This is a genomic window from Actinacidiphila sp. bgisy145, assembly GCF_057708125.1.
The window spans coordinates 175,913-191,021 of record NZ_JBYIRL010000004.1 but is presented as its reverse complement, the minus strand read 5'-3'; the positions used below and the strand labels follow the sequence as shown (position 1 = coordinate 191,021).

Annotated in this window: 15 protein-coding genes; 8 read left to right on the top strand and 7 right to left on the bottom strand. The window is 72.5% G+C overall.

Annotated elements, in window-relative coordinates; translation table 11 throughout:
* Position 1 precedes the first annotated feature (1 nt).
* Together AC3ERT_RS05845 and AC3ERT_RS05840 are read right to left on the bottom strand one after the other, a co-directional pair.
* On the bottom strand, positions 2 to 1,024 hold the full coding sequence (locus AC3ERT_RS05845) for an AAA family ATPase (protein WP_335977234.1): 1,023 nt from the start codon (positions 1,022 to 1,024) through the stop codon (positions 2 to 4).
* Between the two features lie 36 nt (positions 1,025 to 1,060).
* Entirely contained in the window at positions 1,061 to 3,145 is a 2,085-nt protein-coding gene (locus AC3ERT_RS05840) for a VMAP-C domain-containing protein (protein ID WP_435126054.1), read from the bottom strand.
* Between the two features lie 333 nt (positions 3,146 to 3,478).
* Between AC3ERT_RS05840 and AC3ERT_RS05835 the strand changes: the two genes are divergently transcribed.
* The 3 genes from AC3ERT_RS05835 to AC3ERT_RS05825 all read left to right on the top strand — a co-directional run bounded on the left by AC3ERT_RS05835 (position 3,479) and on the right by AC3ERT_RS05825 (position 5,801).
* Positions 3,479 to 3,661, top strand: coding sequence for a DUF6104 family protein (locus tag AC3ERT_RS05835; protein WP_335977236.1), 183 nt, complete (start codon positions 3,479 to 3,481; stop codon positions 3,659 to 3,661).
* Between the two features lie 186 nt (positions 3,662 to 3,847).
* Entirely contained in the window at positions 3,848 to 4,768 is a 921-nt protein-coding gene (locus tag AC3ERT_RS05830; protein WP_335977237.1) for a DUF4097 family beta strand repeat-containing protein, read from the top strand.
* A 1-nt stretch (position 4,769) separates the two neighbouring features.
* Positions 4,770 to 5,801: a PadR family transcriptional regulator gene (locus AC3ERT_RS05825; RefSeq protein WP_435173010.1), complete on the top strand. Its 1,032-nt coding sequence runs from the start codon at positions 4,770 to 4,772 to the stop codon at positions 5,799 to 5,801.
* Here the strand turns inward: AC3ERT_RS05825 and AC3ERT_RS05820 are convergent.
* Both AC3ERT_RS05820 and AC3ERT_RS05815 read right to left on the bottom strand, forming a co-directional pair.
* Entirely contained in the window at positions 5,791 to 6,753 is a 963-nt protein-coding gene (locus AC3ERT_RS05820; RefSeq protein WP_435126047.1) for a zinc-binding dehydrogenase, read from the bottom strand. The two genes, AC3ERT_RS05825 and AC3ERT_RS05820, sit on opposite strands and share 11 nt — an antisense overlap.
* A 143-nt stretch (positions 6,754 to 6,896) precedes the next feature.
* A complete protein-coding gene (locus tag AC3ERT_RS05815; protein ID WP_435173008.1) occupies positions 6,897 to 8,111 on the bottom strand; it encodes an NAD(P)-dependent malic enzyme in 1,215 nt (404 codons plus the stop codon).
* Between the two features lie 436 nt (positions 8,112 to 8,547).
* Between AC3ERT_RS05815 and AC3ERT_RS05810 the strand changes: the two genes are divergently transcribed.
* From AC3ERT_RS05810 to AC3ERT_RS05795, 4 genes are all read left to right on the top strand, one after another.
* Complete coding sequence (locus tag AC3ERT_RS05810) at positions 8,548 to 9,510, top strand: ABC transporter substrate-binding protein (RefSeq protein WP_435173006.1); 963 nt, start codon at positions 8,548 to 8,550, stop codon at positions 9,508 to 9,510.
* A 1-nt stretch (position 9,511) separates the two neighbouring features.
* Positions 9,512 to 10,579: an amino acid ABC transporter permease gene (locus AC3ERT_RS05805; protein WP_435173004.1), complete on the top strand. Its 1,068-nt coding sequence runs from the start codon at positions 9,512 to 9,514 to the stop codon at positions 10,577 to 10,579.
* 52 nt (positions 10,580 to 10,631) lie between these two features.
* The gene (locus AC3ERT_RS05800) at positions 10,632 to 11,384 is read left to right on the top strand and encodes an amino acid ABC transporter ATP-binding protein (RefSeq protein ID WP_335977579.1); all 753 of its coding nucleotides are present in this window, start codon (positions 10,632 to 10,634) and stop codon (positions 11,382 to 11,384) included.
* Between the two features lie 186 nt (positions 11,385 to 11,570).
* Entirely contained in the window at positions 11,571 to 12,203 is a 633-nt protein-coding gene (locus AC3ERT_RS05795; RefSeq protein WP_435126037.1) for a CGNR zinc finger domain-containing protein, read from the top strand.
* Here the strand turns inward: AC3ERT_RS05795 and sodX are convergent.
* On the bottom strand, positions 12,107 to 12,532 hold the full coding sequence (gene sodX, locus AC3ERT_RS05790; RefSeq protein WP_335977250.1) for a nickel-type superoxide dismutase maturation protease: 426 nt from the start codon (positions 12,530 to 12,532) through the stop codon (positions 12,107 to 12,109). The two genes, AC3ERT_RS05795 and sodX, sit on opposite strands and share 97 nt — an antisense overlap.
* Before the next feature lie 134 nt (positions 12,533 to 12,666).
* Here sodX and sodN point away from each other — a divergent pair, with 134 nt between their 5' ends.
* Positions 12,667 to 13,062, top strand: coding sequence for a superoxide dismutase, Ni (gene sodN, locus AC3ERT_RS05785; protein ID WP_335977251.1), 396 nt, complete (start codon positions 12,667 to 12,669; stop codon positions 13,060 to 13,062).
* A gap of 190 nt (positions 13,063 to 13,252) precedes the next feature.
* On the opposite strand, the gene AC3ERT_RS05780 is transcribed toward sodN, so the two are convergent.
* Both AC3ERT_RS05780 and AC3ERT_RS05775 read right to left on the bottom strand, forming a co-directional pair.
* Positions 13,253 to 14,071, bottom strand: coding sequence for a class I SAM-dependent methyltransferase (locus AC3ERT_RS05780; RefSeq protein WP_435173002.1), 819 nt, complete (start codon positions 14,069 to 14,071; stop codon positions 13,253 to 13,255).
* The gene (locus AC3ERT_RS05775) at positions 14,068 to 15,081 is read right to left on the bottom strand and encodes an NsdA family TPR-like regulatory protein (protein WP_488180723.1); all 1,014 of its coding nucleotides are present in this window, start codon (positions 15,079 to 15,081) and stop codon (positions 14,068 to 14,070) included. Before AC3ERT_RS05775 ends, AC3ERT_RS05780 begins: the two co-directional genes overlap by 4 nt.
* Positions 15,082 to 15,109: the final 28 nt, after the last annotated feature.

Here is a 15,109-nt window from a genome sequence, read left to right as displayed (position 1 = left end):
CTCACCTTGGCCTGTCGAGCCGCTGGATGAGCATGTCCGCGAGCCGCGCGCGGGACGGCGGCGCCGCGTGGTGGGTGAGGTATATGGCGTTGAGGAGCTGGTCGGTGGCGAGCAGTTCGCTGCGGGAGCGCTCCAGGAAGCGGCGCACCAGGTCGTCGCCGAGGGTCGCGGCCTCGTCGCCGAGGTGGGCGCGCACCACGGTGGACAGCCGTTCGTGGTCGGGCCGGCCCAGTTCCAGGTGGATGCAGCGGCGCAGCAGCGGCGGCGGGAAGTCCCGCTCCCCGTTGCTGGTCAGGATCACGAACGGGAAGGCCCGGCAGCGCACCCGGCCCTCGCGCAGCGTGACCCGGTTGCCGTCGTCGGTCAGCACCTCGACCTGCGGCTCGCGCTCGGCCAGCCGCTCCAGCTCCGGGATGCCGAACTCGCCCTCCTCCATGACGTTGAGCAGGTCGTTGGGCAGGTCGATGTCGCTCTTGTCCAGCTCGTCGACGAGCAGCACGCGCGGCTGCGCGGTGGGCAGCAGCGCGGTGCCCAGCGGGCCGAGCCGGATGTAGCTGCCGATGCCGCCGGGGGGCGCGGTGCCGGAGTTCGCGGCGATCTGGGTGTCCTGGAGGCGGGCGATCGCGTCGTAGCGGTACAGGCCGTCCTGGAGGGTGCTGCGGCTGACGATCGGCCAGTGCAGCACCCGCCCCAGGCCCAGTTCGTAGGCGACCGCGTGGGCCAGGGTGCTCTTGCCGGCGCCGGGGCTGCCGGTGACCAGCAGCGGGCGGCGCAGGTAGAGCGCCGCGTTGACCATCTCCAGCTCCTCGGGGCTGGGGCGGTGCAGTTCGGCCATGTGCCGGTAGGCGCCCAGCCTTCGCGCGGAGGAGCTGTCCGGGCCGGGGCCCGGTCCGACCAGCGGGCCGCCGTCGAAGTCCCGCCAGGGGGGCGGCTCGGGCAGGTTGTCCATGCCGGTGTGCGGTTCGCCGGTGCCGCGGTAGATGAGCCACTCGCCCGATGCGCCCGAACCGGTCACGTCACTCATCGCGGTTCCCCCGTCGGTCCCGGGTGTCGGTGTTCGTCATGGAGTCTCCAACAGCTCGTCGGTTCCGGGAAGGGTCAGGGGACGGGTCGGATCGTCGTACAGCAGGGCCAGGGCGCCGGACCAGAACGCCTCGGGCACGCCCTCCGCGACGGCGGCCCGCAGGTCGGCGAGCCGGGCGGGCAGCCCGGCGGCGGTACGGGCGGCGCGGACCGCCCGCGGCACCCCGCGGTGCAGTTCGGAGCAGACCTGCCGGGACTCGATCGGGTCGCGCCGCCACAGCGCCACCGAGTAGCCGCAGCGCAGCAGCCGGTGCAGCGCCTCGGGGGCGGCGGCGCCGCTGCGGCACAGCACGGGCAGCATCTCCTGCGGCCGGGCGCGCAGTTCGTCGTCGTCGGGCAGCGGCCGGGTCTGCGAGTCCTCGCAGTCGAGCACTTCGGGGTCGGGCGCGCGGCGGTGCAGGGCGTGCCAGCGGCCGAGCCGCTCCTCGGCGACGTCCGCGTCGGTGTCCGGCGGCGGGTCGGTGCGGCGGACCACCACCGGGCGCAGCGCGCCGAGCGTGGCGCCGTCCGGGTCCAGCCGCCAGGTGTCGGCGGCGAAGGCCATCAGGGAGCCGGGGACGGCCAGTTGGAGCGCGGCGACGTAACCGGGCTCGTCGCAGCGGCGGAACGCCTCGGTGAGCGGCGCGGCCAGCCGCGCGGGCAGGTCGGCGACCGCGGTGCCGCGGAAGTCCTCGTCCACGCAGTCGACTTCGCCGCTCTCCGGGGAGACGGTGACCCGCCAGTCGAAGCGATCGGGCTCCCAGCCGCGCGGGATGATCTCCAACTGGGCCTCGCCGCGGGCCCGCAGGGCCGGGTCCGGGCCGGTCTGCGCCGGCACCTCCGCGTGCCGGGCCCGCAGCCGCGACGTCCACTCCCCCATCAGGGAGGTGCGGAAGAGCATGGTCAGGTCCTGGTCGGCCGCGGTGGACTGGGCCCACTCCCACAGCTTGCGCTCGTCGGACTCCCGTGCCGGCTGGGTGCGTTCGGCGGTGGCGGCGAGCACCGCGTAGCGCAGCACCGCCTCCAGTTCGGAGCCGTGCGGCAGGTTGTAGAGCATGCCCAGGCCGTCGCGCCAGGCGCGCGGGGCGACCGCGAAGCCCTGGCCGGCGGCGCCGCGCACCTCGGTGACGATGTCGCCGAGCGCGCGGGCGGAGGGCGGCGGGAGCTGGGCGAGCAGGCCGAGCAGGGTGGTGCGGCGGCCGGGGGTCAGGGCGCGGCCGGCGGAGGCGCCGATCTCGCCGTGGGCCTCGGTCCAGCCGTAGAAGTCCCGGTTGAGCAGGAACTTGTGGTGGTCGGCGTGGTAGAGGTCGTGGGCGGTCATCACCCGGTGGTAGAGGTCGTCGGCGGGGTTCTCGGCCGTCGGCAGCAGCCGTAACTGCTGGATGCTGACGGCCAGTCCGCCGTCGCGTTCGGCCCGGCGGGCCTGGAGCACGCCGATCACCTCGCCGCGCACCAGGTCCACCACGGGCCCGCCGGACAGGCCCTGCGGCATCTCGTCGTCGTTGCTCAGCCGGATCAGACCGCCGCCGCCGACGCCGAGTTGGCCGCTGATGACGCACCGCCCGCTGTACGGCACGAGGACGTCGCCCATCGGCAGCCAGCCGAAGTACGCGACCGGGTTGGTGGTGTAGCCCTTGGCGGTGCGCTCGGTGAGCCACACGCAGGGGTGGTCGAGCGGGTCGACCAGGCGGATCAGGGCCAGGTCGGGGGCGGCCCACCCGGTGGGGACGCGGTCGGCGGCGCGGTAGCCGGACCCGCCGGCGCCGTAGCCGGTGCCCTGGTTCTGCCCGGGGACGCCTGCGGCGGGACCGGCGGGCTGGGCCCACTCGACGACGCCCGCGAGGAGCCGGTCGCGGTAGCCGACGCGCACTTCCTTGCGGGGCGCGCCCACGAGTGTCACCTCCCCTTCGGCCCTCGCGACGTGGGCGCAGGTGAGCACCCAGTTCGGCGCGACGAAGAAGCCGCTGCCCAGGAGAGGATTCCCGGCGTCCGCGCCGTGAATGCGTACGGTGGCCTCCTCGGCGAGCGGGACCAGGATCTCGGCGGCCTGGGCCAGCTGCTCCGATGCGCCCCCGGACGTCACCGTGCGCCCCTTGCCCGGCCGTCGGCGCACGCGGCGGCGCGGGTCGGCGCCCCCGCGCGGGCCGCGGCGGTGCGCGGCGCGCCGCCTGCCGCCGCCCTCGGGCTCCTCACCGCCGTCCGCACCTGCTCAATCCCCCCACTGCCGGGTCGTGCAAGGAAGGTTATCGCCCGCCCGACCTGCGCGGGGTCCTTCCCGGACACTGCCTATCCTTGACCGTGTGCGGGCCTGGGGACCGCCGGCCCCGCCGCCCGCCCGGGCGGCACCGCCCCCCGGCGCCTCCTGCGCTGTCCCTGCCCTGCCACAGCCCGTCCCACCCCTGTTCCGGAGCAGATCTTGTACTTCACCGACCGCGGTATCGAGGAACTGGCCGACCGGCGCGGCGAGGAGGAGGTGAGCCTGGAGTGGTTGGCCGACCGGCTGCGCGAGTTCGTCGACCTCAACCCCGAGTTCGAGGTGCCGGTCGAGCGGCTGGCCACCTGGCTGGCCCGCCTGGATGACGAGGAAGACGACGAGTAGCGGCTTCCGGTTGCCGGAAAACCGGCCGTACCCCGCGGGCGCCCCGACCAGGGCCGCGGCCCCGCCCCGCGCCCGGGTGCGGGGCGCCTGGCGACGACAACCGCTTGACTTGTGCAGCACGCGATATATCGTGTCTTTCGGAAGACGCGATATGTTGCGTTGGCCGGGTACCCGAGGAGGGGCACGATGAGCGGGACGTCGGAGCGGCACGTCGCCGGGCCGGAGAAGTTCGTCTTCGACGAGCGGATCGACACCCTGAAGGTCCGGATCGTCAACGGAGCGGTCAACGTCGTCGGCGCCGACGACGGCCCGGCCAGAGTGGAGATCACCGCGCTGGACGGCCCGCCGCTGAGGGTCCGGCTGGACCACGGCACGCTCAGCGTCGGCTACGAGGACCTGGAGTGGAAGGGCTTCACCAAGTGGCTGGAGCGCAAGGGCTGGACGCGGCGCGCCGAGATCTCCCTCGCGGTGCCGCAGCACACCAGGGTCGAGGTCGGCGTGGTCGGCGCGAACGCGGTGGTCTCCGGGATCAGCGGCGCCACCACGGTGCACGGCGTCAACGGGGACGCGACCCTGGTCGGGCTGAGCGGCCCGGTCAAGGCGCACACCGTCGGCGGCAACGTGGAGGCGCAGGCGCTCTCCGGTGACCTGCGGTTCAGCACCGTCTCCGGCAACCTGACCGTGGTCGACGGCGCCGGGCGGGAGGTCCGCGCCGACTCCGTCAGCGGCAGCATCGTGCTCGACCTGGACCCGTCGGCCGGCGGCGAGGTGCGGCTGAACACCGTCTCCGGCGAGATCGCGCTGCGCATCCCCGAGCCGGGCGACGCCGAGGTCGACGCCAACACCACCAGCGGCAGCGTCTTCTGCGCCTTCGACGAGCTGCGGGTGTCCGGCGGCTGGGGCGCGAAGCGGATCACCGGGCGGATCGGCCGCGGCACCGCCCGGCTGAAGGCGACCACGGTGTCCGGCTCCCTGGCGCTGCTGCGCCGCCCCCCGGTGGACGACCCCGACAGCCCCGGCGGGCCCGAGAGCCCCGACAGCTCTGACAGCCCCGAGGGCCCCGGCCACCCGGACGGCGACGCCCCCTCGCTGCGGAAGGACGTCTGACATGCCCCCCGTCTTCGCCCACGGCCGGCTGCGGCTGTACCTGCTGAAGCTGCTCGACGAGTCCCCCCGGCACGGCTACGAGGTGATCCGCCTGCTGGAGGAGCGCTTCCAGGGCCTGTACGCGCCCTCCGCCGGCACCGTCTACCCCCGGCTCGCCAAGCTGGAGCAGGAGGGCCTGGTCACCCACTCCACCGAGGGCGGCCGCAAGGTCTACGCGCTGACCGCCGAGGGCCGCGCCGAACTCGCCTCCCGGGCCGACGAGATCGCCGGGCTGGAGGCCGAGATCCGCGAGTCGGTCTCCTCGCTGGCCGCCGAAATCCGCGAGGACGTCCGGGGCGCCGCCGGCGACCTGCGCCGCGAGGTGCGCGCCGCCTCCCAGCAGGCCCGCGCGCACCCCGACGACCGCGGCGGGGCGCACCAGCAGTGGAAGGAGCAGACCAAGCGGGCGAAGGAGGAGAGCCGCCGCGCCAAGGAGGAGGCGCGTGACGCCCGCCGCCAGGCCAAGGCGGCCCGCGAGGCCGCGCGCGAGGCCACCCGCGACGCGATGGACTCCGCCCGCGACGAGATGCAGCGGATCGCCCGGCAGGTCCAGGAGCATGTGCAGTCGCACGCGAAGGCCGGCGACTGGCAGAGCGGGCTGCGCGAGGGCCTGGCCGAACTCACCCGCGAGCTGGGCCAGTTCGGCCAGCCGCCGGCCGGCGCGGCCAAGCCCGCACCGCCCACCGCCCCGCCGCCGCCCGCGCCCCCGGCCCCGCCCGCGCCCCCGGCCCCGCCCGCGCCCCCGGCCCCGCCCGGCGCCGGCAAGTCCACCGCGGGCGAGCCCGGCGCCGACGAGCCCGACGACGGCCTGCCGCCCTCCGACGACCCGCGCCGCGACCTCGAACGGCTGCTGGACCGCTTCCGCGACAGCGTCCGCGACACCGCCCGCGACCACGGCGTCACCGACGCGCAGCTCCGCGAGGTACGGCGCCACCTGTCCACCGCGGCGGCGCACATCACCGCCGCGCTGCACGGCCGCGGACCTACGTCGTGAGCACCAGCTTGCCGAACACCTCGCCCGCCGCCAGCCGTTCGAAGCCCTCCCGGGCCCGGTCCAGCGGCAGCACCGAGTCGATCACCGGGCGCACCCCGGTCGCGGCACAGAACGCGAGCAGGTCCTCCAGCTCGTCCTTCGTGCCCATCGTGGACCCGACGACCTTCAACTCCAGGAAGAAGATCCGGTTGAGCTCCGTCGCGGGCGGGTTGGCGCCGCTGGTGGCACCCGAGATCACCAGGGTGCCGCCCGGGCACAGCGACTTCACCGAGTGCGACCAGGTGGCCGCGCCGACCGTCTCGATCACCGCGTCCACCCGCTCCGGCAGCCGCGCGCCGGGCTCGTACGCCCCGTGGGCGCCCAACCCCTGGGCCCTCTCCCGCTTGGCGGGGCTGCGGCTGGTGGTGTAGACGCGCAGGCCGGCGGCCTTGGCCAGTACGATCGCCGCGGTGGCCACGCCGCCGCCCGCGCCCTGCACCAGCACCGAGTCGCCCGGGCGGACCCCGGCGTTGGTGAAGAGCATCCGGTAGGCGGTCAGCCATGCCGTGGGCAGGCAGGCCGCCTCCTCGAAGGACAGCTCCGGCGGCTTGGGCAGCAGGTTCCACGTCGGCACCGCGACCTGCTCGGCGAAGGTGCCCTGGTACTTCTCGGTGAGGAGCGAGCGCCGCTCACGCGGGCCGACCCCGTGCCCGGTCTGGCCGATCACCGAGTGCAGCACCACTTCGTTGCCGTCCTCGTCCACCCCGGCCGCGTCGCAGCCGAGGATCATCGGCAGGCTCTCCTCGCCCAGCCCCACCCCCCGCAGCGACCACAGGTCGTGGTGGTTGAGCGAGGCCGCCCGCACCTCGACCCGGCTCCACCCCTCGCGCCGCTCCGGCGCCGGCCGCTCCCCCGACTCCAGCCCCCGCAGCGGCTGCTCGGCATCGATCCGCCCCGCATACACAGCAAACATCCCCCGACCCTAGGCCCCCTACCCACCAGTACGAAAGCACCCCTGCTGCGCAGCGCCGAACGCGCCACCGCACGGGGCGCCGGCGGCCCGGGAGGGCGGTCGCACGCGCCGCTCGTCCCGGGCCGGGGCCAGGTCGGTCACGGCTACCTGCGGGCGGTGCCCTCGGCGCGGGCGGCGGCCGCAACGGCCGCGGTGACCGCCGGGGCCACGCGGGGGTCGAACGGGGACGGGATCACGTGGTCGGCGGACAGCTCGCCCGCGACCACCGCGGCGAGCGCCTCGGCCGCGGCCAGCTTCATGCCCTCGGTGATCGCGGAGGCCCGCACCTGCATGGCGCCGGCGAAGATCCCCGGGAAGGCGAGCACGTTGTTGATCTGGTTGGGGAAGTCGCTGCGCCCGGTGGCCACCACCGCCGCGTAGCGGTGCGCGACGTCCGGGTGCACCTCGGGCGTGGGGTTGGCCATCGCGAAGACGAAGCAGCCCGGCGCCATCCGCGCCACCGCCTCCTCCGGCACGGTGCCGCCCGAGACGCCGATGAAGACGTCCGCGCCGGCCAGCGCGTCGGCGAGCGAACCGGTCAGCCCCGCCTTGTTCGTATACGAAGCCAGCTCCCGCTTGACCTCGTTGAGGTCGTCCCGGCCCGCGTGCACCACGCCCTTGCGGTCGGTGACCGCGACGTCCCCGACGCCCGCCTCCACGAGGATCTTCGCGATCGCGACCCCGGCCGCGCCCGCCCCGGAGATCACCGCCCGCAGCTCGCCGAGCGAACGCCCGGTGAGCGTGGCCGCGTTGCGCAGCGCCGCGAGCGTGACCACCGCGGTGCCGTGCTGGTCGTCGTGGAAGACCGGGATGGCCAGCGCGTCCTTCAGCCGCCGCTCGATCTCGAAGCAGCGCGGCGCGGAGATGTCCTCCAGGTTCACCCCGCCGAAGGACGGCGCGAGCCGCACCACCGTCTCCACGATCTCGTCGACGTCCGTGCAGGCCAGCGCGATCGGCACCGCGTCCACCCCGCCGAACTGCTTGAAGAGGATCGCCTTGCCCTCCATCACCGGCAGCGACGCCTCCGGCCCGATGTCGCCCAGCCCGAGCACCGCGGTGCCGTCGGTGACCACCGCGACGACCTGCGACTTCCACGTGTAGTCGTGCACCAGCTCCGGCTGCTCGGCGATCGCGGTGCACACCTCGGCGACGCCGGGCGTGTACGCGAGCGACAGGTCGTCCGCGTCGCGGACCGGGACGGTGGCGGCCACCGCCATCTTGCCGCCGCGGTGCAGGGCGAACACCGGGTCGATCGGGAACTGCTCGTCCGTCGCCGCGGCGTCCGCGACGTTGCCGGGATTGACGATCTCCGCTGCCACTGTGTGACCCCTTGGTCGAGAAGTGAGGGTTGAGGTGCCCATCCGCCGGCTGGGCGGGGCGGGTGGGCGGAGCGCCGGCGCCACCGGGGTACGAGTAACCGAGGTGGCAGCGCGGCGCCGGGCGTGCCGCACGCACGCCGTGGGCCCCGGATGGGGGTGAAGGTCCTGTTGTACCGGAAGCTGTACCGGAAGCCGCCGCCCCTCGCGGGGGCGGTCAGGACGACACGGCCGCATCGTGGTCCGGCCTTGGTGTGCCGGCCCGATGGCAGCCCGGGGATGGCCCGTTATCCGATTTTGACACAACGAGAACCCTGTCAGGGGCTGTCCGGATGGCAAGATGCACGGATCACACTGGGTGGCGGTACTCGAAGACGCGTGCCCCCCACACCCAAGGTCCGAACGCAGTGACATGCTCGTTTTGTTGGAGGACACAGCGATGACCGCAGGCTCCCCTCGGTGTACATCCCCCCGCACCCGCATCACCGCGGTCGCCGCCCTCGCGGTCGCCGGCGCCCTGGTCCTCACCGGGTGCGGCGACCAGACCAAGAAGGACGACTCGGGTAGTTCGTCCGGCGCCACCTCCTCGACCAGCAAGTCCGCGGCCCCGCTCTTCGCGAAGCTGCCGAAGAAGTACCAGGACGCCGGTGTCATCAAGGTCGGCACCGACGCCTCGTACGCGCCGATGGAGCAGACGTCCGACGGCAAGATCATCGGCATAGACCCCGACCTCGGCGCGGCGCTGTCCAAGCAGCTGGGCGTACGGTTCGAGTTCACCAACGGCCAGTTCGACGGTCTGATCACCTCGCTGTACACCGGCCGCGAGGACATCGTGATGTCCGCTATGAGCGACACCAAGGACCGCCAGCAGGGACTGGACGACAAGGGCAAGAAGACCGGAAAAGGCGTCGACTTCGTCGACTACTACATGTCCGGCTCCTCGCTGCTGGTACAGAAGGGCAACCCGAAGAACATCAACGCGCTCGCCGACGTGTGCGGCCGGACCGTCGCGGTGCAGCGCGGCACGATCTACGAGGACGCCTTCAAGAAGCAGAAGACGGCCTGCGGCTCCAAGGGCCTGACGATCCAGGCGTTCGACACCGACGCCGAGGCGCAGACCCGGGTCAAGGCCGGCGGCGCGGTCGCCGACCTCAACGACACCCCGGTGGCCGCGTACATCGCGCAGAAGTCCGGGGGCGGCAAGGACTTCCAGATCGCCGGCTCCCCCGCCGACGCCGGCCCGTTCGGGATCGCGCTCGACAAGAGCAACAGCCAGCTGCGGGATGCCCTCCAGCAGGCGCTGAACGCGATCATCCAGGACGGCAGCTACGCCCAGGTGCTGCACAAGTGGAACGCCGACAGCGGCGCGGTGAAGACGGCCTCGATCAACGGCGGCTCCTGACATGGCCGGTGCAGTGACCGGCCCGGACCCGTCGGACACCCCGTCGGACACCCCGTCGGAGACGCCAGCGGAGACCCCGTCCGAGACCCCGTCCGAGACCCCGTCCGAGACCCCGTCCGAGACCCCGTCCGAGACCCCGTCCGAGACCCCGTCCGGCGGCGGCGCCGCGGTCCCGCCCCAGGTCGTCCCGTACGAACCGATCCGCGCCATCCCGGTGCGCCACTACGGGCGCTGGGTGGCCGGGCTGGTCGTCCTCGGGCTGCTGGGCTGGCTCGGCTACGCCTTCTCCCAGGGCGACATCCTGTGGGGCACCGTCCGCAGCCGGCTCTTCGACCACACGATCCTCCAGGGCACCTGGCACACCATCCTGATCTCGGTGTGCTCCATGGCCATGGGCCTGGTGCTGGGCGTGCTCCTGGCGGTGATGCGGCTGTCGAAGAACCCGGTGACCGGCGCCGTCGCGTGGCTGTACATCTGGTTCTTCCGCGGCACCCCGGTGTACGTGCAGCTGCTGATGTGGTTCAACCTCGCGTTGATCTTCCACACCATCAACCTGATGCCGCTGTACAAGAACGACACCACCGCCGTGATGACCCCGTTCGTCGCCGCGCTGCTGGGCCTCGGGCTCAACGAGGGCGCGTACATGGCCGAGATCGTCCGGGCCGGCATCCAGTCGGTGGACGTGGGGCAGTCCGAGGCGGCGCAGGCACTCGGCATGACCGGCGCGCGCACCATGCGCCGGATCGTGCTGCCGCAGGCGATGCGGGTGATCATCCCGCCGACCGGCAACGAGTTCATCAACATGCTCAAGACCTCGTCGCTGGTCTCGGTGGTGCAGTACACCGAACTGCTGCGCGCGGCCACCAACATCGGCAGCGACACCACCGCGATCATGGAGATGTACTTCGTCGCCTCGATCTGGTACCTGGTGCTGACCAGCGTCTTCAGCGTCGGCCAGTTCTACCTGGAGCGGCGGTACGCGCGCGGTTCGCAGCGCTCGCTGCCGCAGACCCCGTGGCAGAGGATCAGGACCAACCTGTCCACCGTGCGCCGACCGAAGGTGGCCTGAGATGAGCACGACCAGCAAGGGCGCCGGGGCGGCGGGCTCCGGCGGCGGACCGATGGTGCGGGCCGAGGCGGTGCACAAGTCCTTCGGGGCCGCGCACATCCTCAAGGGCATCGACCTGGAGGTGGCGCCGGGCGAGGTGTTCTGCCTGATCGGCCCGTCCGGTTCCGGCAAGTCCACCTTCCTGCGGTGCGTCAACCACCTGGAGCAGATCAGCGCCGGACGGCTGTACGTCGACGGCGAGTTGATCGGCTACCGGGAGCACGGCGGGAAGCTCTACGAGCTGCGCGACCGTGAAGTGGCCGCCAAGCGGCGGGACATCGGGATGGTCTTCCAGCGCTTCAACCTCTTCCCGCACCTGACCGCGATCGAGAACGTCATGGAGGGCCCGGTGCAGGTGCGCCGGGAGAGCAGGGCGGTGGCCCGGGAGCGGGCCGCCCGCCTGCTGGACCGGGTGGGGCTGGCCGACAAGGCGGCCAACTACCCGTCCCAGCTCTCCGGCGGCCAGCAGCAGCGGGTGGCGATCGCCCGGGCACTGGCGATGGAGCCCAAGCTGATGCTCTTCGACGAGCCGACCTCCGCGCTCGACCCCGAACTCGTCGGCGACGTGCTCGACGTGATGCGCGGGCTGGCGGAGGACGGCATGACGATGATCGTGGTCACCCACGAGATGGGCTTCGCCCGCGAGGTCGGCGACGCGCTGGTCTTCATGGACGACGGCCAGGTCGTGGAGTCCGGCCACCCGCGTGACGTGCTGACCAGTCCGAGGCACGAGCGCACCAAGGCGTTCCTGTCCAAGGTGCTGTGACCGCCGGCGGGTCCCCGGGGCGTCCGGGGGCCGCCCCGGGGACCCGCCGGTGCGGGCCGGCCGCACCGGCGTGCCCGGCCCGCACCTCGCCCGCCCGGCATACCCCGGCCCGCACCGGCGTACGTAATACCCTGGTAGCCCGAGCGGCCGTTACGCAGGCGTGGCCGCCCCCAGTAAGGACCCCAAGTGGAACTGGCTTACTACGCGGATTACGCCGTGCGCCTGGTGAACACCGAGGAACCGCGGCGCGGCACCGACACCCTGACCTCGACCGACGCCGTACGGGACCTGCTCGGCAGCAACTCGCAGCTGCTGGGCCGGGTCACGGAGAGCGACGTGGCGCGGCTGCGGGCGGTACGCACCCGGCTGCGCGGCGTCTTCGAGGCGGCCGACGCGCAGGAGGAGGTCCGCGCGGTCGACGTGCTCAACGCGCTGATGCTGGAGTTCCCGGTCAGCCCGCAGGTCTCCGGCCACACGCTGGTCAACGAGGAGACCGGCCGGCCGGACTGGCACCTGCACCTGGCCGACCACGCGGCGAACGCCGCCGCCGCGTACTCCGCGAGCGCCTGCATGGGGCTGGCGGTCCAGGTCACCTCCCTGGGCGTGGACCGGCTGGGAATCTGCGAAGCATCCCCATGCCGCAACGCGTATGTCGACACATCGACGAACCGTTCGCGCCGGTACTGCTCCGACCGCTGCGCCACCCGCGCGAACGTCGCGGCCTACCGGGCCCGCAAGCGCCTGGAGAACGACCGGTCCGCGCGCAGCGGGCGCACGCAGGACGCCACCCAGGACGCCACGCCCGCCACCGAGCGCTGAAGCTCCCCCGGTGGCCGGAAGCGGCCCCTGGCGCGGGCCAGCACCAGGTCGTCCGGCACGGTGCCGAACTCCCGGCTGTCGTTGGCGACGAAGGCGTTGTCCCCCATCACCCACCAGCCGTTGTCTCGGCGCTCGACCGCCCGTTTCACGATGAGCAGGTCCTGCTGGAGCGGGTGGCGCATCACCACCACGTCCCCCTCGCGCACCTGCTCGGCTCCGCTGCTGACCTTCTGGATCAGCAGCCAGTCGCCGTGCAGCAGTGTCGGTGCCATCGACGGGCCGGTGACCTCGACGAGCTGCCACGACAGCCTCGCCCCCTGCTCGCGCATCCTCCGCCTCCAGGTTCGTTGCTTCCACCAGAGTGACACCAGACTTTCGTCCTAAGCCACCTGGGGCAGCCGGGAAATCCCCTACCCCAGGGAGTAATGTCGCACCTGAAAGACGATCACGAGGAAGGACGGCCATGTTCACTCGCCTGTTCGCGCCCAAGGTGAAGGTAAGCGCCCACTGCGACCTGCCCTGCGGCGTGTACGACCCGGCCCAGGCCCGCATCGAGGCCGAGTCCGTGAAGGCGGTGCAGGAGAAGTACCAGGCCAACGAGGACGCTGACTTCCGCACCCGCGCTGTCCTGATCAAGGAGCAGCGCGCGGAACTCGCCAAGCACCACGTCTCGGTGCTGTGGAGCGACTACTTCAAGGCCCCGCACTTCGAGAAGTACCCGCAGCTTCACCAGCTCGTCAACGACACGCTGAAGGCGCTCAGCGCCGCCAAGGCGTCGAACGACCCGGCGACCGGCCAGAAGGCCCTCGACCTGATCGCCGAGATCGACACGATCTTCTGGGAGACCAAGAAGGCGTGACCTCCGGCTGGGCCGCCTGACCTGCACTTTCGCCGGCCAGGCTCCCCACCGGTCCGCACCCGGTCCGCAGGCCGCCGCCCCCGGCGTCCCTGACGGCCCGGGTGCGACCTTCTTCTGTGACACAGGTCACCACCACCCCTGTAGCGCGGCACAACAGGCCCCCGGTGGGCCTTCACCGCCGCAGGGAGCCTCACCGGCGGCAGACGAGGATGCCGCCGAAGCAGGTGATCTCGTACGCCCCGTGCCGGTCGACGTGGTCGGTCACCAACGTGCGGGCGCGGTCGATCGTCGCGTCGAAGGGCACATCATGCTGGTCCGCCCAGGCTCGGTACGAAGCCATGTGGGCAACCACGGGCCCGGGGTCGTGGACGGTGATGGTCCCCGGCAGTTCGACGACCTCCACGCGGCTGAACTCCTCACTCAGGAAGACCGGTGCCTCCTCCAGGGAGAAGCGAGCGCTGAGCGAGATGCGAGCCGGGCCCCGGTCGATGCCGAGGATGTCGCCGGCGGCCCGCTGCCAGAGGTCGTCGAGTTCGGCCTTGTCGCGGTCGCTGTTGGTGGAGGCGATCACCAGCCCGTCACCAGCCACGATCCTGGCCAGCTCCCTGACCGCCTGGGGGATGTCCGACACGTGGTAAAGCATGTGGAGCGCGAGAGCGGCATCGACGCTCCTCGCCGCCAGCGGTAGCCGTGTGGCGTCCGCCACGGCGACCGGGCCGGGGACGCCGGCGAGGATTCCGGCCGCGATATCGAGGCCGAGCAGAGACAGGTCCGGGCGGTCCTGGCGGAGCCGCTGGATGAACTTGCCATTGCCGCAGCCGATGTCGACCACTCGCCCGCGTACGTCGCCCAGCTGCTCGGCCACGAGGCCGGGCAGGTCGTACCGGGGCGTCTGCCACTGGTAGAGCGACTGCCGGGCGACCAGGTCCCGGTCTCCGTTGTAAGCGCTGCCCGCCAGGCGAACCCGGTCGGTGACGGCGGCGTCGCGGGCGGCGGACAAGTCGGTCATGTCGGCAACTCCGGAGGATGGGCGGCCGCCAGGGACGCCCGGACGACCGTGTGCTGGAGCCGGTCGCGCAGGTGCACCGCCTGCGCGGCTTTACCGTACTGCGGCCCTCCCAATTCCCGTCCCAGAAGGGTGAGTCGGCGCACGATGCTGGCGGACATGCGCTCCGGCGAGGACTCGAGAACAAAGCCGAGCACCTTTTCCGTGCCGTCCAGGTCGCCCAGAAGCAGACGCCCGCCGGCAAGGTCGAGGTGCGCGGCGAACAGGTCACCGACCGACTGGTCATCTCCGTCCGCACTGCGATAAAGGCGGATCGCCGTCTCCGCACTGACGATGGCCTGCCGGACATGCTCCGGCCCACCCACGGCCAGAAGTGCCGTTCCGGCGTACGCGAACTGCTTGGCCGCCGGGAAGTCGAAGACTCCCTGTACCTCCTCCTGGCCCGAGATCACCTCACGGGATCGTTCGGCATCCGACAGGGCGGCGAGCGCCCCTGCCGAGTCCCCGACTACCGCCAACGCCCGTGCCTCCAGGCTCGCCAGCCGTGCCCCGATGCTGCCGCTCTCCCTGTGCCGGCGACCGACCTGGGCGAGCTGTGCCGCCCGCTCGTACTGGCCGGTCCAATACGCGATCAGTGACTCCACGGCCCGCACCCAAGCCAGCATCCCCTCATGTCTGGCCGCCTCGGCACAGGCCCGTGCGGTACGGGCGTGGGTGGCAGCCGAGTCGTAGTCACCGAGGTCCAGGCAGACGTGAGCGGACAGGCCGCAGAGACGAGAGGCCGAAAGAAAGAGGTCGGTGGTCTGTCGGGGGCGTTGCCGTCCGCGCAGCAGCTCGAACACCCCGTCCCGTAACCGCTTGATCTCGGCGTACTGCTCCATCAGCGGGTGGCTGACGTAGGTCCGCGCGAGTCGGCCGACGTCCACCTCCAACTGCTCGACGACAAGCTCGTCGACATTGCGCTGAGCGATGAACCGAGCGAACTCCGCCGACCGCGCTGCGTCCTGCGACAGCGGAGCCCCACGGGGCGGGATACCTGAG

Bases quoted from the DNA above. Each gene is read 5' to 3' on its own strand.
- AC3ERT_RS05845 (WP_335977234.1), bottom strand. From the start codon at position 1,024: ATGAGTGACGTGACCGGTTCGGGCGCATCGGGCGAGTGGCTCATCTAC.
- AC3ERT_RS05830 (WP_335977237.1), top strand. From the start codon at position 3,848: ATGAGCGGGACGTCGGAGCGGCACGTCGCCGGGCCGGAGAAGTTCGTC.
- AC3ERT_RS05825 (WP_435173010.1), top strand. From the start codon at position 4,770: ATGCCCCCCGTCTTCGCCCACGGCCGGCTGCGGCTGTACCTGCTGAAG.
- AC3ERT_RS05820 (WP_435126047.1), bottom strand. From the start codon at position 6,753: ATGTTTGCTGTGTATGCGGGGCGGATCGATGCCGAGCAGCCGCTGCGG.
- AC3ERT_RS05810 (WP_435173006.1), top strand. From the start codon at position 8,548: ATGACCGCAGGCTCCCCTCGGTGTACATCCCCCCGCACCCGCATCACC.
- AC3ERT_RS05805 (WP_435173004.1), top strand. From the start codon at position 9,512: ATGGCCGGTGCAGTGACCGGCCCGGACCCGTCGGACACCCCGTCGGAC.
- AC3ERT_RS05800 (WP_335977579.1), top strand. From the start codon at position 10,632: ATGGTGCGGGCCGAGGCGGTGCACAAGTCCTTCGGGGCCGCGCACATC.
- sodX (WP_335977250.1), bottom strand. From the start codon at position 12,532: ATGCGCGAGCAGGGGGCGAGGCTGTCGTGGCAGCTCGTCGAGGTCACC.
- sodN (WP_335977251.1), top strand. From the start codon at position 12,667: ATGTTCACTCGCCTGTTCGCGCCCAAGGTGAAGGTAAGCGCCCACTGC.
- AC3ERT_RS05780 (WP_435173002.1), bottom strand. From the start codon at position 14,071: ATGACCGACTTGTCCGCCGCCCGCGACGCCGCCGTCACCGACCGGGTT.